This is a genomic window from Citrobacter sp. Cs237, from assembly GCF_030332325.1.
Lineage (GTDB): Bacteria > Pseudomonadota > Gammaproteobacteria > Enterobacterales > Enterobacteriaceae > Citrobacter_A > Citrobacter_A sedlakii.
The window spans coordinates 1-17,970 of sequence record NZ_JAOWIB010000089.1 but is presented as its reverse complement, the minus strand read 5'-3'; the positions used below and the strand labels follow the sequence as shown (position 1 = coordinate 17,970).

Below are 17,970 nucleotides of genomic sequence, written 5' to 3'. Positions count from 1 at the left end.
CATCGCCCGGTGGCGCTACGCCTACCGGGACTGATAAGACTGAAACGCAGGCCGGGTAAGGCGAAGCCGCCACCCGGTAACACGTTAATACCCCGCCGTTAAATCATCCACCGAACGTGGGTCGGAAGCCCCATACAGCTCGCCATCAGGCCCAACCATGATGCTCTGGGTGCTGCCCATCGCCTCTTTCAGCACGACTTTTTGTCCTTTTTGCTCCAGCAGCTTCAACGTATCCGGGCTAAAGCCTTTCTCCACGCGCAGCTCATCCGGTAGCCACTGGTGATGGAAGCGCGGCGCGTTGGTTGCCTCTGCAACGTTCATCCCAAAATCAATGCTGTTGACCACCATCTGCAGCACCGTGGTGATAATACGGCTGCCGCCCGGGCTGCCCGTCACCAGCCAGGTTTTCCCGTCCTTCACCACGATGGTTGGCGACATCGACGACAACGGGCGCTTCTTCGGCCCGACGGCGTTGGCATCGCCGCCCACCAGTCCGTAGACGTTTGGCACGCCCGGTTTCGCGGAGAAGTCATCCATTTCGTTGTTCATCAGAATGCCGGTATTGCCTGCCACGATGCCAGTACCAAAGGTGGTATTCAGGGTATAGGTCACCGCCACTGCGTTGCCGTCTTTGTCCACCACCGAGAAGTGCGTGGTCTGATTGCTTTCATAAGGCGCGAGTTTGCCGGGGCGAATTTCGCTGGACGGTTTCGCTTTGTTGATATCGATCTTGTCGGCGATCGTTTTGGCATAGGCTTTGTTGGTCAGCGCCTGCCACGGCACTTTCACGAAGTCCGGATCACCCAGATACTCCGAACGATCGGCATAAGCGTATTTTTCCGCTTCCGCCATAATTTGCATGGCGTCTGCGCTGCCAAAGCCATATTTTTTCATATCGACGTTTTCAAGGATGTTGAGGATTTGGACGATATGAATCCCGCCGGATGAAGGCGGCGGCATGGAGAAGACCTGATACCCGCGATAATCACCGCTAATTGGCGTACGCTCCACCGCTTTGTAGTTGGCTAAATCCTCTTTGGTGATAAGCCCGCCGTTCTTCTGCATCTCCTGGGCAATTTGATCGGCAATGGCGCCTTTATAGAACGCATCCGTACCGCTTTCGGCGATCATCTCCAGGCTTTTCGCCAGATTCTTCTGTACCAGCGTGTCGCCTTTCTTCAGCGGCTCGCCGTCCTTCCAGAAAATCGCTTTGCTGTTTTCATGATGGGGAATGACTTCACTGCCGTACGTTTTCAGATCCTCCGCCAGCGCGTCGTTAACCACAAAGCCGTCCTGCGCCAATGAAATAGCCGGACGCACCACTTTGTTCAGCGGCATCGTGCCGTATTTTTCCAGCGCCAGTGAAAACCCCGCCACGGTGCCTGGCGTCCCGGACGCGAGATGCGAAGTCAGCGATTTTTTACTGTCGGGATTCCCCTGATCGTCAAGGAACATATCGCGCGTAGCATTAGCGGGCGCCATTTCGCGAAAATCGATGGCGGTGGTCGTACCCTCTTTCGTGCGCAGCAGCATAAAGCCGCCGCCGCCCAGGTTCCCCGCCTGCGGATGGGTCACCGCCAGCGCGTAGCCTACGGCGACAGCGGCATCGACGGCATTACCGCCCTGCCTGAGGATATCCACCCCCACCTTTGTCGCCATCGCATCCACCGAAGCCACCATGCCCTGCTTTGCGCGAACGGGATGGAATACATCCTCTTCCACGCCGTACGAGACCGGAGGCGGCGCTGGCGGCGCGGCTACCACACTAAAACAACTTCCTGAGAGCAGAGCAGCAATGGCTACCCGGCGCAAAAACGTCGGTTTCATCATCGTTATTCTCCAGAATTGAACGGGCAACGCCCCACTAAGCCTGGTGCATAACTCTGAAATAACCATCGTTTCGCCGGGAAAGGCGTAAACTTAAGAGATACCTCACACAGGAGGAATGACGATGAAACGACTCTTCATTTTGACAGCGCTACTGCCGTTTGCCTGTTTCGCACAGCCGATCAATACCATGAACAACCCGAACCAACCGGGTTATCAGATCCCCAGCCAGCAGCGGATGCAGACGCAAATGCAGTCGCAGCAGATCCAGCAGAAAGGGATGCTGAACCAACAGCTCAAAACCCAGACTCAACAACAACAGCAGCATCTGCAAACGCAGATAAACAGCAATCAGCAACGGATCCAGCAGGGCCAAATGCGTGAACAGCCGCTCCCCAACAGCGGCGGCGGGATGCTAAGCGGCGGCCAGAGCAGCAGTCAGAAGATGCTGCCCCAGCGGCAGAACGGCGATATGCTTAACCAGCAGAAATAACGTCCGGACCGATAATATCAATGGCATCCGTACAGATGCAGTCCACGCCCCAGCGCAGCAACTCAGCGGCGCGCTGGGGTTTATTGACGGTGTACACCAGGATGCGCAGCCCGGCGTCTTTTAGACTGCTCACGCGCGCTTCATCGAGCAATTTATGATTGAGATGGATCGACACGCAGCCTAAGCGGGAGGTTAACTCGCGCCAGTCCTGGCGCCATTCGTCCAGCAACAGCCCGCGGGGCAGTTCCGGTGCCGCAACCTGCGCAGCCTCCAGCGCATCAATGTCAAACGATGAAAGCAATGGCGCGGTCATCCCCGCCCACAGCTCACGTGCGGCAAGGGCAATCACTTTTCCCGTCAGCGCCCCGGTGCCGGTGGTCGGTTTGATTTCGATATTGGCCATCATTCCGTGTTGACGACAGCGGTCCGCCACATCCGCCAGCAGCGGCAGCGGTTCGCCTTTAAACTCCCCGCTGAACCAACTTCCCGCATCGACACGCAATAAATCCTGCCAGTTCAGCTCACCCGCCACGCCCCAGCCGTTGCTGGTTCGCTCGAGATTATCGTCGTGCAGCAGAAAGATTTCGCCGTCTTTTGACAGCTTAGCGTCGAACTCAATCATGGTGTGTCCGAAACGGGCGCCCACGTCGATTGCTGCGAGGGTGTTTTCCGGCGCCAGTTTACCGCCGCCACGGTGGGCGACGATGCGGGGATACGGCCAGTTACTCATACACGTTGTCCTGTTTCACCGTCAAAAAGATGCAAATGATTTCCCGGTAGATGCAGCCACAGCGTGCTGCCTGCTTTCGGGCGTTGCTGATGGGTAAGGCGCACCACCAGCTTTTGCTCGCCCCAGCGTCCGTGGGCCAGATTGTCAGCCCCCAGCATCTCGAGGGTGTCCATCACCAGCGGCACGCCGCCTTCCGTCTGCGAGCTTAGCGCAATATGCTCCGGACGAATACCCAGCGTCATCTTACGCCCGGCGTAACTACGGTAGTCTCCCCCAATCGGCAACGCCATGCCACTTTCCAGCTCAATATGCGTGCCCGATCTGGTGATGCGCCCGTCCAGCAGGTTCATTGCCGGACTGCCGATAAAGCTCGCCACAAAGCGGCTGGCGGGTTTTTCATACACCTCTACCGGCGTGCCAATCTGTTCGGCGATGCCTTTGTTCATCACCATCACCCGCTGGGCAAGCGTCATCGCCTCAACCTGATCGTGGGTCACATACAGGGATGTCGTGTTCAGGCGACGATGCAGATGTTGCAGCTCGAGGCGCATCTGCACGCGCAGTTTGGCGTCGAGGTTGGAGAGCGGCTCATCAAACAGAAACACCGCCGGATCGCGCACGATGGCGCGCCCCATCGCCACGCGCTGGCGCTGGCCGCCGGAGAGCTCGCGCGGGCGGCGCTTAAGCAGGCCATCCAGTTCCAGAATGCGCGCCGCCTCTTTCACCCGTGCTTCAATATGGCCTTTACCCATCCCGCGAATTTTTAGCCCCCAGGCCATGTTCTCCTCCACGCTCATATGTGGATAGAGGGCGTAGTTCTGGAACACCATCGCGATACCGCGATCTTTTGGCTCCATCTCGGTGACGCGCTGGCGGTCGATCCAGATATCCCCGGAGGACACGCGCTCCAGCCCCGCCACCATGCGCAGCAGTGTGGATTTTCCGCAGCCGGACGGCCCGACCATCACGATAAACTCCCCGTCCGCCACGTCGAGGGTGAGCGGCTGAATGACCTGGGTTTTGCCATCCCAGCTTTTGGTTACTGCCTGTAATTTTAAACCTGCCATCTTATTTCTCACTGTCCACTAAACCACGCACAAACGCACGCTGCATGGCTAAAACGATAACGACCGGGGGGATAAGGGTAAGCAACATCGCCGCCATCACCTGATTCCAGAGGGTGGAGCCTTCGCCGGTGGCGATCATGCCTTTAATACCCGCCACGGTAGTGCCAAGATTAATGTCGGTGATAATCAGCAGCGGCCACAGGTACTGGTTCCAGCCGTAGATAAAGGTGATGACAAACAGCGCCGCGAGGTTGGTTTTCGACAGCGGCAGCACGATGTCGCGGAAAAAACGCATCGGCGACGCGCCGTCGATACGCGCGGCCTCAATCAGCTCGTCCGGCAGGGTCATAAAGAACTGGCGGAACAGGAAAGTGGCCGTCGCCGAGGCCATCAGCGGCAACGTCAGACCTGCGTAACTGTCGAGCATTCCAAGGTTGGCAATCACTTCCACCGTCGGGAAGATACGCACTTCCACCGGCAGCATCAGGGTGATGAAAATCATCCAGAAGAACAGGTTACGCAGCGGAAAGCGGAACCAGACGATGGCGAAGGCCGAAAGCATCGACACGGTGATTTTGCCCACCGTAATACCGAATGCCATGATGAAGCTGTTGAGCATCATCAGCCAGAACGGCGCGCTGTTGGCGCCCACGCCGTTGACCCAGATATTTTTCATGTTTTCAATCAGGTGTGATCCTGGGATCAGCGTCATCGGCGTGTCGAATACCGCCCGGTTATCCAGCGTCGCCGCGACAAACGCCACGTACAGTGGAAACAGGATGACGGCAATCCCCAGAACCAGCATGGTATGGCTGAAAATCGTCAGCCCGCGACGGTTCTCAATCATTGATAACGCACCTTACTTTCCACATAGCGAAACTGCACCACCGTGAGGATGATGACGAGGAACATCAGCACCACCGACTGCGCGGCGGAAGCTGACAGATCCAGCCCGGCGAAACCTTCGCGGTAGATTTTATAAATTAGCGTGGTGGTCGCCTGCACAGGCCCACCGGCGGTGGCGGCGTCGATCACCGGGAAGGTGTCGAAGAAGGCGTACACCAGGTTAACCACCAGCAGAAAGAAGCTCACCGGGGCAATCAGCGGCAACGACAGCCTGAAGAAGCGGCGCACCGGCCCCGCGCCGTCAATGGCGGCGGCTTCCACCAGCGAACGGGGAATCGACTGCAGCGCGGCGAAGAAGAACAGGAAGTTGTAACTAATTTGCTTCCAGACCGACGCAAACACCACCAGGAACATGGCCTGACCGCTATTCTGGGCGTGGTTCCAGTCATAACCGAACTCGGCCAAAAAATGCGTAATCAGCCCGCGCCCCGGGTTAAAGAGAAAGATCCACAGCACGGCGGCGACGGCGGGAGCGACGGCGTAAGGTAGCAGCATCAGCGTCTGGTACAGGCGGCTGCCGCGCACCACGTAGTCGACCAGCGCGGCGAAAAACAGCGAGGCCAAAAGGCCGCTGACGGTCACCAGCGCGCTGAATTTCACCGTCGTCCAGAAGGAATCGAGGTAGTAGCGGTCATGGAACAGTGCGACGAAGTTATCCAGCCCGACAAACTGGCTGGACAGCCCAAACGGATCGACGCTTTGCAGCGAGTACCACAGCGCCTCGCCCGCAGGCCAGATAAAGAAAATAAGGGTAATTGCCAGCTGCGGCGCGACCAGAAGATAAGGCAGCCAGCGCGAGCGGAATACCGGACGAGAAGATGACATGAAAATTGGCTTTCCTGAACAGCGCCGGGCGGCGGCTTCGGCTTACCCGGCTTACACTCTTGTCGGCCCGGTAAGCTGAAGCCACCGGGCAACTCACATTACGATTTGGTCGACTGCTCGAAGCGGCGTAGCAGTTGATTTCCGCGCTCTACCGCAGAATCCAGTGCCTGTTGCGGGGTTTTCTTGCCGGTCCATACGCTTTCCAGCTCTTCGTCCACAATGGTACGGATTTGCGGCATATTGCCCAGACGCAGGCCTTTGGTGAACGGTAACGGCGGCTTGTTCAGCATCTGACGCGTAGCGATATCCGCGCCCGGATTTTTGTCATAAAAACCCTGTTCGCGGGTCAGATCGTAGGCAGCTTTGGTGATCGGCAGATAGCCGGTTTTCTGATGCCATTCAGCAGCGTTTTCCGGTTTCGCCAGGAAGTCGAGGAACGTCGCCACGCCTTTGTAGGTCTCTATGTCTTTCCCTTGCATCACCCACAGGCTCGCCCCGCCGATAATGGCGTTCTGCGGCGCGCCTTTTACGTCGGCATCGTACGGCATCATGCCCACGCCGTAGTTAAATTTGGCGTAGTGACGAATGTCTGCCAACGAACCAGAGGAAGCGGTGGTAATGGCGCAGTCACCGTTGTAGAACTTCTCGGTGGATTCGTCTTTACGTCCGAAGTAGCTGAAATCACCCTTCTTATTGAGTTCCTGCAACAAGGTGATGTGTTTCACCTGCTCCGGCTTGTTAAATTCCAGCACCGCGTCAGTACCGTCAAAGCCGTTGTTTTTGGTCGCCACCGGCAGACCATGCCAGGCGCTGAAGTTTTCGATCTGGATCCAGCCCTGCCAGCCGCTGGCGTAGCCGCACTTCATCCCTGCCGCTTTCAGCTTCGCGGTGTAGTCGGCCAGATCCTGCCAGGTTTTTGGTGGTTGTACGGGGTCTAACCCGGCTTTTTGGAAGGCGTCTTTGTTGTAATACAACACCGGAGTGGAGCTGTTAAACGGCTGAGACAACAGGTGACCGGTTTTGGAATCGGTGTAGTAACCAGAGACGGTCGGCACGAACTGTGACTCATCAAAATGAATACCCGCGTCTTTGAACACCTCATAAACGGGCTTGATAGCCTTCGACGCCATCATCGTCGCCGTGCCTACTTCGTACACCTGAAGCAACGCCGGCGCGTTGCCGGTACGGAAGGCGGCGATGCCCGCGCTCAGACTCTGTTCGTAGTTGCCTTTGTACACCGGCACAATTTTGTAATCCGGATTGGCGGCATTAAAACGTTGCGCCAGAGAATCCACCTCTTTCCCCAGCTCGCCTTCCATAGAATGCCAGAACGGAATGGTGGTCACGGCCATAGCATTTCCCACGAATGCCAGGCTTAACGCCACGCCTAACGCTGTATGTCGTAACGATGTCATTCGGTTATCTCTCTTGTTGTGCCGGATGCGCGATATCACGCGTTTTTTGTTCGCGAGTTAACATGCCATGCGCGAATGACAGAAAAATAACCGTTTATTTACAAAAAGATGACAGCCAGGCGTCAACGGGATGATGGAAATATGAAAAGTGTTATGAATAAAAACCGGGGGCGGCTTCGCCTTACCCGGCCTGGGGAGCACGGTGTTGTCAGCCCGGATGCTGCACGCATACGGGCCATATGTTAACAACGGAGACGCTGAACAATCTGTTCAAGCGACAAACGGCCTGCCGCCGCCTCCACCGTCATCGCCACAAAATCTGGATTAGCCTTCAGCGATATGCCGTTACGTTTGAGAAACAGTAGCGTAATAAAGAGCGCCGTACGCTTATTACCATCATTGAAGATATGACCGCGTGAGATTGCCAACAAATGCATTGCCGCAAGGATCCAGATATCGGTTACGCCTTCGTACTCATATTTATTCAACACCCGGTACAGAAGGGCTTCCGCCCGACCTGGATCCGCCATTCCCGCCACACCGGGTGTGATGCTCAGCAGTTTGTCATGAAACAAAACGATCTCTTCCGCTGAGATAAATTGCAGAGTCATTTATCAGCCAGTTCCCTTATTTCACTGCCGTGAATCCCCATGATGGCATCAAATTCGGCATCCAGCTTCGCTGCCTGATAGCGCTCAAATTCTTCAGCGCTGATGATAACCGCGGGCTTATGCCCCCGACGCGTGATAGTTACTGGCGTTCCGGTCGCTGCGGAATCCAGCGCTGAGGCCAGATTCTGCCGTGCTTCGCTATAATTCATCGTACGCATAACCCCCCCTTTTAAGTACAAAATAATTGTACAACTAAAACGTACAAGAAACAAAAAGGCCGGGAGGCGGCTTCGCCTTACCCGGCCTGGGGAGCACGGTGTTGTCTGCCCGGATGCTGCACGCATACGGGCATGACAGGCGTTACCCGCCGAGGTAAGCGCTGCGCACCGCCTCATTCGCCAACAGGGCGTCGCCCGTATCGGAGAGCACGACGTGACCGTTTTCCAACACGTATCCACGGTCAGCGAGCTTTAGCGCCTGGTTGGCGTTCTGTTCGACGAGGAAGATGGTCATTCCCTGCTCGCGCAGTTGCTCAATGGTGTCGAAAATCTGCTGGATGATAATAGGCGCAAGTCCCAGCGACGGTTCGTCCAGCAGCAGCAGGCGCGGCTGGCTCATCAGCGCGCGACCAATCGCCAGCATTTGCTGCTCGCCGCCAGACATGGTGCCCGCTCGCTGAATACGGCGTTCGTGCAGACGCGGAAACAGTTCATAGACCCATTTGATGCGCTCCTGGAATTGGTCGCGCTCGGCAAAAAAACCGCCCATCGCCAGGTTCTCTTCTACCGTCATACGGGAAAAAACGCGGCGCCCTTCCGGGACAATCGCCACCGCTTCACGCATGATTTTGGCGGTTTGCCAGTCGGTAATGTCTTTGTCATCAAAGACAATCCGACCGCTGGTTGCGCGCGGGTCGCCGCACAGCGTACCGAGCAGCGTGGTTTTCCCTGCGCCGTTAGCGCCAATCAGAGTCACGATTTCCCCCTGATTGATATGCAAGCTCACCTCATGCAGCGCCTGGATTTTTCCGTAGTGGGCACTGACTTTGTCAAAGGACAACATGACTTTTTCCATCTTAGGCCTCACCAAGGTATGCGCGGATCACGTCCGGGTTATTACGAATCTGCTCCGGCGTCCCGTTCGCCAGCGGCGTGCCCTGATTCACCACGTAAATCCGGTCAGAAATCCCCATCACCAACTTCATATCGTGCTCAATCAGCAAGATGGTGGTGTTGTGATGATTGCGCAGCTCAGCGATCAGTTCGTCAAGCTCTTTCGTCTCTTTCGGGTTCAACCCCGCAGCCGGTTCGTCGAGCATCAGAATGTCCGGTTGGGTCACCATGCAACGCGCGATTTCCAGACGACGCTGATCGCCGTAAGCCAGGTTGCTGGCCTGTCGGTTGGCGTGCTCTAACAGACCGATACGCTCAAGCCAGGTGGCGGCGCGGTCCAGCGCTTCACTCTGGGCCCGGCGAAACGAGGGTGTCTTCAGCAGACCGGAAAACACGCCGGTTTTCAGCTGTTGGTGCTGCGCCACCAGCAGATTCTCGATCACCGTCATTTCACGAAACAGACGTACGTGCTGGAAAGTGCGAACTACGCCCATACGGGCAATCTGCTGGCCCGGCAGCCCTTCAAGGTGCTGATCGCGCAGCATGATCGTACCGCCGGTCGGTTTGTAAAACCCGGTCAGGCAGTTAAAGACCGTGGTTTTCCCGGCGCCGTTCGGCCCAATCAGCGAAACAATCTCGTGGGGATGCAGTTCCAGATCAACGTTGTTGACCGCTAACAGACCACCGAAGCGCATCATCAGGCCGTTAACCGATAATAATGGCTGACTCATGCCTGCTCTCCTTTCGCTTCCCCGTTTTTCAGCTTCAACTGTGGACGGGTCATCGGCAGCAAGCCCTGCGGACGCCAGATCATCATCAGCACCATCAAACCACCCAGCATCAACATGCTGTATTCATTGAAATCACGCATCAGCTCGCGCGAAACCACCAGCAATACCGCCGCAAGGATCACCGCAAACTGCGAGCCCATCCCCCCCAATACCACAATTGCCAGCACAAATGCCGATTCGGCAAAAGTGAATGATTCCGGGCTGACAAAGCCCTGGCGCGCGGCGAAAAGCGTCCCGGCGAAACCGGCGAACGCGGCGCTGATGGTAAATGCGGTCAGTTTAATACGCGTCGGGCTCAGACCCAGCGAGCGGCAGGCGATCTCATCTTCACGCAAAGCTTCCCACGCGCGACCCAGCGGCATACGCAGCAGACGATTGATAACAAACAGGCTCAGCACCACCAGCAGTAACGCCACCAGATACAGGAAGATAACGCGATCGGACGGGTCATACTTCACACCGAAGAAATTGCTGAAGGTATCCCAGCCGCCTTCACGGGCGCTACGGCTGAACTCGAGACCAAACAGCGTCGGTTTCGGGATCTGGCTGATGCCGTTCGGCCCGCCGGTCACTTCGGTATTATTGAGTAACAGGATGCGGACGATTTCGCCAAACCCTAAGGTCACAATCGCCAGATAGTCGCCGCGCAGGCGCAGCACTGGAAAGCCGAGCAGGAAGCCGGCGGCAGCGGCCACCAGCCCCGCCAGCGGCAGGCAGGTCCAGAAACCGAGGCCGTAATAGTGGTTCAGCAACGCAAAGGTGTAAGCGCCAATTGCGTAGAAACCGCCGTAACCCAGCACCAACAGCCCGGACAGTCCCACCACTACGTTCAGTCCCAGACCGAGGATGATGTAAATCATCGTCAGGGTAGCGATATCCACCGTACCGCGCGACACCATAAACGGCCACGCGACGGCCACCACCAACAGCGCAATCAGAAACAGCTTCTGTTTAACCGTTGAGCCATCAATGGCCGGCAGAATGAACTTAGGCCCGGAAACGTTTTTCAGCCCTTTCTGGAACGCCGGACGCAGAAGCTGGAAGAAAAAAACCACTGCGGTGCCAATAAACACCCACTGCCAGCGGATGTCGGCAGCGATATCCACCACCAGCTTCGTGCCGTCAAGCTCCAGCTGAACGCCCATAAAGACGCCAGCCAGCACAAAGAACATGGCGGCAGAGAGCAGCGCCATTGCAAAATGCATCGGTTTCATACTTTCTCTACCTCCGGACGACCCAGAATACCGGTCGGCATCACCAGCAGCACCAGAATCAGCAGCGCGAACGACACCACGTCTTTATATTCCGTACTGAGATAAGCAGAAGAAAGCGCTTCGGCGACGCCGAGAATCAGGCCGCCAATCATCGCCCCCGGAATACTGCCGATCCCGCCAAGCACTGCGGCGGTGAAGGCTTTCATCCCGGCCATAAAACCGATGTAGGGGTTGATCACCCCGTAGAACTGACCGAGCAGAACACCCGCCACCGCCGCCATCGCCGCGCCGATCACGAAGGTCAGCGCAATCACGCGGTCGGTGTTGATCCCCAGCAGGCTGGCCATTTTCAGATCTTCGGCGCAGGCGCGGCAGGCACGTCCCATGCGGGAATAACGGATGAAAAGGGTCAATGCCAGCATGGCGAGGAAGGTGACGATCCAGATCACCAGTTGCATGGTGGTAATGCTGGCCGAAAAGTGTTCGCTGGCCCCCACAATCCACTGGCCGTTAAACAGGCTTGGCAGCGCGACATCGCGCGAGCCCTGGGTCAGGCTGACGTAGTTTTGCAGAAAGATGGACATCCCAATCGCGGAAATCAGCGCAATCAGGCGCTTGGAGTTGCGCACCGGCCGGTAGGCTACCCGCTCAATACTCCAGCCGTAGGCGCTGGCGATGACGATCGCCCCGACAAACCCGGCCGCCACCAGCAGCCAACTGGTATCAATACCCATCATCATTAGCGCGGCGATGATCATGAATGAGACATAGCTGCCGATCATGTAAACCTCGCCGTGGGCGAAGTTGATCATGCCAATAATGCCGTACACCATGGTGTAACCAATAGCGATCAGCGCGTAGGTACTTCCCAGCGTGACGCCGTTAAACATCTGCTGCAGAAAATAGAGGAACTGCTCGGACATAAGGTAACCTTTCTCAACCCGCCCGTTTTGCGCGGGCGGTGGGATAACTTGTCTTCAGGAATTACTTCGCGGCGGTAGACGAACCGTCGGCGTGCCACTGAAAGACACCAAATTCAAATCCCTTCAGATCGCCTTTTTCATCCCATTTCAGCGGCCCAATCACGGTGTCAGCACCGTTCGCTTTTAAATCTTTCACCAGATCCAGCGGCGCTTTGCTGCCGGAACGGTCCATTGCGGTTGCCAGCGACTGCACCGCCGCATAGGTGATCCACACATAAGGACCGCTTGGATCTTTTTTGTCTGCTTTCAACGCATCGACAATCGCTTTGTTGGCTGGATCCTGGTCATAACGTTTCGGCATCGTCACCAGCATGCCTTCTGCGGCATCACCGGCGATGTTCGACAGCGACGCATTACCGACCCCTTCCGGCCCCATAAACTGGGTTTTCAGGCCAACCGAACGCGCCTGTCGCAGCATTTGTCCCATTTCCGGGTAGTACCCGCCGTAATAAACAAAGTCGATGTTCTCTTTTTGCAGACGGGCAAGCAGCGCGGAGAAATCTTTTTCACCGGCGGTAATACCGTCGAAGAAGACAATATTGGCGTTCGCCGCTTTCAGGCCGTCCTGTACGGAGCGCGCCAGCCCTTCACCGTACTGCTGTTTATCGTGAATGATGGCGATGCGCTGCGGCTTCACCTTCTCCAGAATGTATTTTGCCGCGGTCGGCCCTTGAGAGGAGTCCAGCCCGGCGGTACGCATGATGTGCGCATAACCGCGCTGGGTCAGCTCCGGATTCGTCGCCCCCGGGGAGATCATCAGGATGCCTTCATCCTCGTAAATATCCGATGCAGGTTGGGTAGAAGAGGAACACAGATGGCCAATCACGTACTGAATGCCGTCATTGACAATTTTGTTGGCGACCGCAACGGCCTGTTTCGGATCGCAGGCGTCGTCGTACTCTACGCCCACCAGTTTGTCGCCCTTGATACCGCCTTTGGCGTTGATGTCTTTAATGGCCTGACGCGCGCCGTTAAATTCCATATCGCCCCACTGGGCGACCGGCCCGGACATCGCGCCCACAACGGCAACCTTGATCTCATCTGCCATTGCCGCCTGCGACATCGCTAATGCAATGACGCCTGCGATAACTGTTTTCGCATTCCGTTTCATACTGAATCCCCATTCGTGACGAAGTGTACTTATTTTTTATTTGTATGCGTAAAAAGAAGACTGTGTTTTTTTTGTACTACACTGTTTTTTACCAGTCTGATTAATGGTTTAGCGCAGTGTTTTTGACAAAAACAGAGTAAAACCCCTATTTTTCAGTCTATTAAGAACAGATAATATTCTGCTTTTCACCATAGATAAACAAAAAAAAGCGCGTTTGTCAGCATAAAATAACGGGACAAAGAGCCGAATAAATCACTACCTTCCAGGGGAATATCCTGCCTGTTTTTCATTCTCTGACGTTTCGCGCTAAGGTTGCGACTGACAAAAAACTAATCACCTGCCAAATGAATTAAAAAAGTGAAAGCATCCCGCTAAAAATTTTCGGTACACTGACGCTCTCTTTTGTGATTTGGACATGCTGTCGATGAAGCTGACCATCATTCGATTAGAACACTTTAGCGATCAGGATCTGATAGATCTGGGCAAAATCTGGCCGGAATATTCCGCCGCCTCGTTAAGCGTAGATGAAACGCACCGGATTTACGCCGCGCGTTTCAATGAGCGTCTGCTGGGCGCGGTACGCGTGACGCTAAGCGGAGCGCAGGGCGCGCTGGATTCCCTGCGGGTGCGTGAGATCACACGTCGTCGCGGCGTAGGGCAGTATCTTGTGGAAGAAGTCATACGCGATAACCCTAACGTCTCCTCCTGGTGGATGGCGGACGTCGGCGTGGAAGACCGCGGCGTGATGGCGGCGTTTATGCAGGCGTCGGGTTTTACCGCGCAGCAGGATGGCTGGGAGAAACGTTAAAAAGCCGGGTGGCGTCGCCATACCCGGCCTGCATATCGCTGTTCACTAAGGCCGGTTAAGCGTAAGCGTCATCCGGCATTGAGGTTTTCGGCGTTTTCCCGGACGTTCCATACTGTAGAAAAACGACGGGAAAATTATTTGGCGTCGGTCGCCGTACCGTTAGCGTGCCAGTTAAAGACCCCGAACTCGAAACCCTTCAGATCGCCCTTCTCATCCCATGACAGCGGCCCCATAACGGTTTCGACGGTATTCCCTTTCAGGTATTTCGCGATTTCCGCCGGATCATCGGACTGGTTCAGGCCCGCCTGCAGAGACTGCAACGCGGCGTAGGTGGTCCACACAAACGCGCCGCTTGGATCCTGTTTCTTCGCTTTGATCGCGTCCACGATGGGTTTGTTCGCCGGAACCTGATCGTAGTTCTTCGGCTTGGTCACCAGCAGACCTTCCGCAGACTCACCGGCGATGTTAGACAGCGAGACGTTCGCCACCCCTTCCGGCCCCATAAACTGGGTTTTCAGACCGGCGGCACGCGCCTGGCGTAGGATCTGGCCCATTTCCGGGTGATAGCCCCCGTAATACACAAAATCGATATTCTCTTTCTTCAGACGCGCCACCAGCGTGGAGAAGTCTTTCTCTCCGGCGGTAATGCCGTCAAAGAACACCACGTTCGCGTTGCCTTTTTTCAGGCCATCCTGCACCGCGCGCGCCAGCCCTTCACCGTACTGCTGTTTGTCGTGGACGATGGCGATGCGCTGCGGCTTCACTTTTTCCAGAATGTATTTCGCGGCGGTCGGTCCCTGATCGGAATCCAGACCGGTGGTGCGCAGCACCAACTGATAGCCACGCGCGGTCAGCTCCGGCGCGGTGGCAGCCGGGGTGATCATCAGGATGCCTTCATCTTCGTAGATATCAGACGCGGGTTGAGTCGATGAGGAGCACAGGTGACCGATGACATATTTAATGCCGTCATTGATAACCTTGTTCGCCACCGCGACAGCCTGTTTCGGGTCACAGGCGTCGTCATACTTTACCGCAACCAGCTTATTTCCCTTGATGCCGCCCTTGGCATTGATATCGGCGATGGCCTGCTCCGCACCGGTAAATTCCTGGTCGCCGTACTGCGCGACCGGACCTGACATCGCGCCGACAACGGCGACTTTGATATCTTCCGCCAGCGCCGGGCTGCTCATCATTAAGGCAATACATCCTGCCAGTAACGTTTTACCCTTCATATTCATCCTGAAGCTCCCCATTATTGTGGTTTTTGCATTTGTTATGATGTTGTTTGTCAGCGCATTATTCTGTTATATGAAATAAGAAAAGCATATGATAGCTATCTCAAGGGCTGCCTTTCGCGCTTTTGCAGCACACTATGCTAAACATACCGTTATTTACTGGCGTTTGAAAAGACTAAATTGCGGCGAATGTAACAAATGAGTGACAAAAAAAACCGCGTCCTTCCGGAAGACGCGGGGGAGTAAAATACCGGATCACCAGCCAGCCGGAAGGTAACCCAGCGCAGAAGCAATGGCATACACGGCGCTGCACAGGTAAAGCAATACGATGAATCCCTGAATAACAGGATGAGTAATCCATGCCGGGCAGGTCCAGCCAGGCGTTACATCGCCGCGCTGACGCGCGCCTTTCAACATGAGAATGGGCATAATCGACAGAATCACGCCGCTGAACACCCCGGCGAAATAGAGCGCATTTACAAACGACACCATACCGCTGTAGGCAAGGATAAACGGCGGCACGGCCACCACCACCAGCACCAGAAAGCGCTTCAACGGCTGCGCATCATCGCCCAGGCGAAACTGATCGAAAATATTGGTCAGAAAGCTGCCGCCCAGCCCCCAGTACGAAGTCAACATGGCGCACAGCGCAAACAGGTTCGCCGAGAAGAAAGCCCACTCTCCCAACGCGCGTCCCCATGAGATGGTCGCCACATCGGTAATGTTATCGAGGCCGTTTAACATGATGACCGACATCGGCACCAGCGCCAGCAGGCTGAAAGTAATCGCCATTCCGACCATAATCGCTTTTGGCAGTTTTTCCGGCTTATCGACAAAGCCGCGCGCCATTTCCGGCACGATGTACTGCGCGGAGAAGCAAAATGCTACCACGTTAAACACCGGCACCATGTACAGCCAGTTGCCGTCCAGCAGATAGCGTACCTGGGTAGTTTCTTTCAGCATCGTGGCGACGATCAGCACAGCGATCATGACGACCATCCCGATGCTGATAAATTTCTCCCCGCGACCAATTGCCTTCAGGCCAAGATAAAGCACGCCGGCCGCCGGAATAAAAAACAGCGCGCTGCCGAGCGCGGGCGAAATCCCTAATAACGAGTGCAACAGTTTGCCGCTACCGGTCATGTAGGCAATGAGCGCGCCGACGCTGTTGACGCAGACGGACATAAACATCATCAGCGCCCCAAACCGTCCGACGTAACGGTGCGACAAACCGCTGAGCTGTAGATGCTTGCGGGTGCGAAGGGTGGATTCTGCAACGTACAACATGGTGATGGTGGTCAGGCTGCCAACCAGCACCAGCCAGAACAACAGCGGCAGGAAACCCGCTTTGCTGGAGGCGTAAGCGATGGATAATACCCCTGCGCCGATGTTGGTGCCGACGATCATCGACACGCCCTCAACAAAGCTCAACGATTTAGCGGGTACAGCGGTACGCTCCCGACGCGTCAGCGCCGGAGAAAAGGTGGAGTTTTCAGACATAATATTTAATGAGATGGTCACTCCCTCCTTCCCAGTACTATGCTGAGGACAGGCTTTCATTCGGAGAACCATCATGGAAAACATTGCGCTTATTGGTATCGATCTGGGTAAGAACTCTTTCCATATTCATTGTCAGGATCATCGTGGGAAGGCCGTTTACCGTAAAAAATTCACCCGACCAAAGCTAATCGAATTTCTGGCGACATGCCCGGCAACAACCATCGCGATGGAAGCCTGTGGCGGTTCTCACTTTATGGCACGCAAGCTGGAAGAGTTAGGGCATTTTCCAAAGCTGATATCACCGCAATTTGTCCGCCCATTCGTTAAAAGCAACAAAAATGACTTCGTTGATGCTGAAGCTATCTGTGAAGCAGCATCACGTCCATCTATGCGTTTCGTGCAGCCCAGAACCGAATCTCAGCAGGCAATGCGAGCTCTGCATCGTGTCCGTGAATCCCTGGTTCAGGATAAGGTGAAAACAACTAATCAGATGCATGCTTTTCTGCTGGAATTTGGTATCAGCGTTCCGCGAGGTGCTGCCGTTATTAGTCGACTGAGTACCCTTCTTGAGGACAGTAGTTTGCCTCTTTATCTCAGCCAGTTACTGCTGAAATTACAACAGCATTATCACTATCTTGTTGAGCAGATTAAAGATCTGGAATCTCAGTTGAAACGAAAGTTGGACGAAGATGAGGTTGGACAGCGCTTGCTGAGTATTCCCTGCGTTGGAACGCTGACTGCCAGTACTATTTCAACTGAGATTGGCGACGGGAAGCAGTACGCCAGCAGCCGTGACTTTGCGGCGGCAACAGGGCTGGTACCCCGACAGTACAGCACGGGAGGTCGGACGACATTGTTAGGGATTAGCAAGCGGGGCAACAAAAAGATCCGAACTTTGTTGGTTCAGTGTGCCAGGGTATTCATACAAAAACTGGAACACCAGTCTGGCAAGTTGGCCGACTGGGTCAGGGAGTTGTTGTGTCGGAAAAGCAACTTTGTCGTCACCTGTGCTCTGGCAAACAAGCTGGCCAGAATAGCCTGGGCACTGACGGCGCGACAGCAAACTTACGAAGCATAAAGGCAGAAATACACCAGTTTAAACAATCATTCATCTGGTTTTGCGAATACTGATATTGATGATACTAACGGCCCACCGGCCTGTTGAGGAACCTGTAAAACGGAAAGGCTCATTGAAGCCGTATATTTTCTGGAGGTTCATCAGGCGCGGAACTCATCGAGGCGCGGGAATAAAATCCCATTCAGACGCCGGATAGATTCAAGCAAGCCAACTTGTCGTCAAAATCGGTGTTGCAAAAACGGGAGTGACCATAGATTCCGTTTT

The 17,970-nt window shown here is 55.4% G+C and carries 18 protein-coding genes; 3 read left to right on the top strand and 15 right to left on the bottom strand.

The genetic code is table 11. The features are described from left to right. Positions 1–84 precede the first annotated feature (84 nt). Complete coding sequence (gene ggt / locus OGY07_RS03095; protein ID WP_286598585.1) at positions 85–1,830, bottom strand: gamma-glutamyltransferase; 1,746 nt, start codon at positions 1,828–1,830, stop codon at positions 85–87. A 121-nt stretch (positions 1,831–1,951) separates the two neighbouring features. Between ggt and OGY07_RS03090 the strand changes: the two genes are divergently transcribed. Continuing rightward, a complete protein-coding gene (locus tag OGY07_RS03090; protein WP_042286487.1) occupies positions 1,952–2,320 on the top strand; it encodes a DUF2756 family protein in 369 nt (122 codons plus the stop codon). Here OGY07_RS03090 and ugpQ read toward each other — a convergent pair. The 12 genes from ugpQ to livK all read right to left on the bottom strand — a co-directional run bounded on the left by ugpQ (position 2,304) and on the right by livK (position 13,085). Then, a complete protein-coding gene (gene ugpQ, locus OGY07_RS03085) occupies positions 2,304–3,050 on the bottom strand; it encodes a glycerophosphodiester phosphodiesterase (protein ID WP_286598582.1) in 747 nt (248 codons plus the stop codon). The two genes, OGY07_RS03090 and ugpQ, sit on opposite strands and share 17 nt — an antisense overlap. Further along, positions 3,047–4,117, bottom strand: coding sequence for a sn-glycerol-3-phosphate import ATP-binding protein UgpC (locus tag OGY07_RS03080; protein WP_286598580.1), 1,071 nt, complete (start codon positions 4,115–4,117; stop codon positions 3,047–3,049). The genes ugpQ and OGY07_RS03080 overlap by 4 nt, the downstream gene beginning before the upstream one ends. A gap of 1 nt (position 4,118) precedes the next feature. Then, positions 4,119–4,964, bottom strand: coding sequence for a sn-glycerol-3-phosphate ABC transporter permease UgpE (gene ugpE, locus OGY07_RS03075; protein ID WP_286598578.1), 846 nt, complete (start codon positions 4,962–4,964; stop codon positions 4,119–4,121). Further along, on the bottom strand, positions 4,961–5,848 hold the full coding sequence (ugpA, locus tag OGY07_RS03070) for a sn-glycerol-3-phosphate ABC transporter permease UgpA (RefSeq protein ID WP_042286499.1): 888 nt from the start codon (positions 5,846–5,848) through the stop codon (positions 4,961–4,963). The genes ugpE and ugpA overlap by 4 nt, the downstream gene beginning before the upstream one ends. Before the next feature lie 98 nt (positions 5,849–5,946). Next, the gene (gene ugpB, locus OGY07_RS03065) at positions 5,947–7,263 is read right to left on the bottom strand and encodes a sn-glycerol-3-phosphate ABC transporter substrate-binding protein UgpB (RefSeq protein ID WP_286598576.1); all 1,317 of its coding nucleotides are present in this window, start codon (positions 7,261–7,263) and stop codon (positions 5,947–5,949) included. A 242-nt stretch (positions 7,264–7,505) separates the two neighbouring features. Next, the gene (locus OGY07_RS03060) at positions 7,506–7,874 is read right to left on the bottom strand and encodes a type II toxin-antitoxin system death-on-curing family toxin (RefSeq protein WP_060571156.1); all 369 of its coding nucleotides are present in this window, start codon (positions 7,872–7,874) and stop codon (positions 7,506–7,508) included. Next, the gene (locus OGY07_RS03055; RefSeq protein WP_060571155.1) at positions 7,871–8,092 is read right to left on the bottom strand and encodes a type II toxin-antitoxin system Phd/YefM family antitoxin; all 222 of its coding nucleotides are present in this window, start codon (positions 8,090–8,092) and stop codon (positions 7,871–7,873) included. Before OGY07_RS03055 ends, OGY07_RS03060 begins: the two co-directional genes overlap by 4 nt. A gap of 142 nt (positions 8,093–8,234) precedes the next feature. Beyond that, on the bottom strand, positions 8,235–8,948 hold the full coding sequence (gene livF, locus OGY07_RS03050) for a high-affinity branched-chain amino acid ABC transporter ATP-binding protein LivF (RefSeq protein ID WP_042286504.1): 714 nt from the start codon (positions 8,946–8,948) through the stop codon (positions 8,235–8,237). Between the two features lies 1 nt (position 8,949). Continuing rightward, positions 8,950–9,717, bottom strand: a complete 768-nt coding sequence (gene livG / locus OGY07_RS03045; RefSeq protein WP_286598571.1) for a high-affinity branched-chain amino acid ABC transporter ATP-binding protein LivG — start codon at positions 9,715–9,717, stop codon at positions 8,950–8,952. After that, a complete protein-coding gene (gene livM, locus OGY07_RS03040; protein ID WP_286598569.1) occupies positions 9,714–10,991 on the bottom strand; it encodes a branched chain amino acid ABC transporter permease LivM in 1,278 nt (425 codons plus the stop codon). The genes livG and livM overlap by 4 nt, the downstream gene beginning before the upstream one ends. Beyond that, the gene (gene livH / locus OGY07_RS03035; protein ID WP_042286511.1) at positions 10,988–11,914 is read right to left on the bottom strand and encodes a high-affinity branched-chain amino acid ABC transporter permease LivH; all 927 of its coding nucleotides are present in this window, start codon (positions 11,912–11,914) and stop codon (positions 10,988–10,990) included. The genes livM and livH overlap by 4 nt, the downstream gene beginning before the upstream one ends. A 61-nt stretch (positions 11,915–11,975) precedes the next feature. Beyond that, a complete protein-coding gene (livK, locus tag OGY07_RS03030; RefSeq protein WP_181822399.1) occupies positions 11,976–13,085 on the bottom strand; it encodes a high-affinity branched-chain amino acid ABC transporter substrate-binding protein LivK in 1,110 nt (369 codons plus the stop codon). 424 nt (positions 13,086–13,509) lie between these two features. On the opposite strand from livK, the gene panM reads away from it, so the two are divergent. Then, complete coding sequence (gene panM, locus OGY07_RS03025; protein WP_199957570.1) at positions 13,510–13,893, top strand: aspartate 1-decarboxylase autocleavage activator PanM; 384 nt, start codon at positions 13,510–13,512, stop codon at positions 13,891–13,893. Between the two features lie 134 nt (positions 13,894–14,027). Here the strand turns inward: panM and livJ are convergent, their stop codons facing one another. After that, complete coding sequence (gene livJ / locus OGY07_RS03020; RefSeq protein WP_120714933.1) at positions 14,028–15,131, bottom strand: branched chain amino acid ABC transporter substrate-binding protein LivJ; 1,104 nt, start codon at positions 15,129–15,131, stop codon at positions 14,028–14,030. Between the two features lie 252 nt (positions 15,132–15,383). Next, a complete protein-coding gene (locus OGY07_RS03015) occupies positions 15,384–16,628 on the bottom strand; it encodes an aromatic amino acid transport family protein (protein WP_042286519.1) in 1,245 nt (414 codons plus the stop codon). Positions 16,629–16,701: 73 nt separating this feature from the next. Here OGY07_RS03015 and OGY07_RS03010 point away from each other — a divergent pair, with 73 nt between their 5' ends. Further along, a complete protein-coding gene (locus OGY07_RS03010; RefSeq protein WP_000427619.1) occupies positions 16,702–17,706 on the top strand; it encodes an IS110-like element IS5075 family transposase in 1,005 nt (334 codons plus the stop codon). The last annotated feature ends 264 nt before the right edge of the window (positions 17,707–17,970 follow it).

What these genes read in the sequence shown, in the direction of transcription:
- OGY07_RS03055 (WP_060571155.1), bottom strand. Translation starts at nt 8,092, where the DNA reads ATGCGTACGATGAATTATAGCGAAGCACGGCAGAATCTGGCCTCAGCG.
- OGY07_RS03060 (WP_060571156.1), bottom strand. Translation starts at nt 7,874, where the DNA reads ATGACTCTGCAATTTATCTCAGCGGAAGAGATCGTTTTGTTTCATGAC.
- OGY07_RS03010 (WP_000427619.1), top strand. Translation starts at nt 16,702, where the DNA reads ATGGAAAACATTGCGCTTATTGGTATCGATCTGGGTAAGAACTCTTTC.
- ugpQ (WP_286598582.1), bottom strand. Translation starts at nt 3,050, where the DNA reads ATGAGTAACTGGCCGTATCCCCGCATCGTCGCCCACCGTGGCGGCGGT.
- OGY07_RS03090 (WP_042286487.1), top strand. Translation starts at nt 1,952, where the DNA reads ATGAAACGACTCTTCATTTTGACAGCGCTACTGCCGTTTGCCTGTTTC.
- ugpA (WP_042286499.1), bottom strand. Translation starts at nt 5,848, where the DNA reads ATGTCATCTTCTCGTCCGGTATTCCGCTCGCGCTGGCTGCCTTATCTT.
- livF (WP_042286504.1), bottom strand. Translation starts at nt 8,948, where the DNA reads ATGGAAAAAGTCATGTTGTCCTTTGACAAAGTCAGTGCCCACTACGGA.
- ggt (WP_286598585.1), bottom strand. Translation starts at nt 1,830, where the DNA reads ATGATGAAACCGACGTTTTTGCGCCGGGTAGCCATTGCTGCTCTGCTC.
- ugpE (WP_286598578.1), bottom strand. Translation starts at nt 4,964, where the DNA reads ATGATTGAGAACCGTCGCGGGCTGACGATTTTCAGCCATACCATGCTG.
- livJ (WP_120714933.1), bottom strand. Translation starts at nt 15,131, where the DNA reads ATGAATATGAAGGGTAAAACGTTACTGGCAGGATGTATTGCCTTAATG.
- panM (WP_199957570.1), top strand. Translation starts at nt 13,510, where the DNA reads ATGAAGCTGACCATCATTCGATTAGAACACTTTAGCGATCAGGATCTG.
- livM (WP_286598569.1), bottom strand. Translation starts at nt 10,991, where the DNA reads ATGAAACCGATGCATTTTGCAATGGCGCTGCTCTCTGCCGCCATGTTC.
- livK (WP_181822399.1), bottom strand. Translation starts at nt 13,085, where the DNA reads ATGAAACGGAATGCGAAAACAGTTATCGCAGGCGTCATTGCATTAGCG.
- OGY07_RS03080 (WP_286598580.1), bottom strand. Translation starts at nt 4,117, where the DNA reads ATGGCAGGTTTAAAATTACAGGCAGTAACCAAAAGCTGGGATGGCAAA.
- ugpB (WP_286598576.1), bottom strand. Translation starts at nt 7,263, where the DNA reads ATGACATCGTTACGACATACAGCGTTAGGCGTGGCGTTAAGCCTGGCA.
- OGY07_RS03015 (WP_042286519.1), bottom strand. Translation starts at nt 16,628, where the DNA reads ATGTCTGAAAACTCCACCTTTTCTCCGGCGCTGACGCGTCGGGAGCGT.
- livH (WP_042286511.1), bottom strand. Translation starts at nt 11,914, where the DNA reads ATGTCCGAGCAGTTCCTCTATTTTCTGCAGCAGATGTTTAACGGCGTC.
- livG (WP_286598571.1), bottom strand. Translation starts at nt 9,717, where the DNA reads ATGAGTCAGCCATTATTATCGGTTAACGGCCTGATGATGCGCTTCGGT.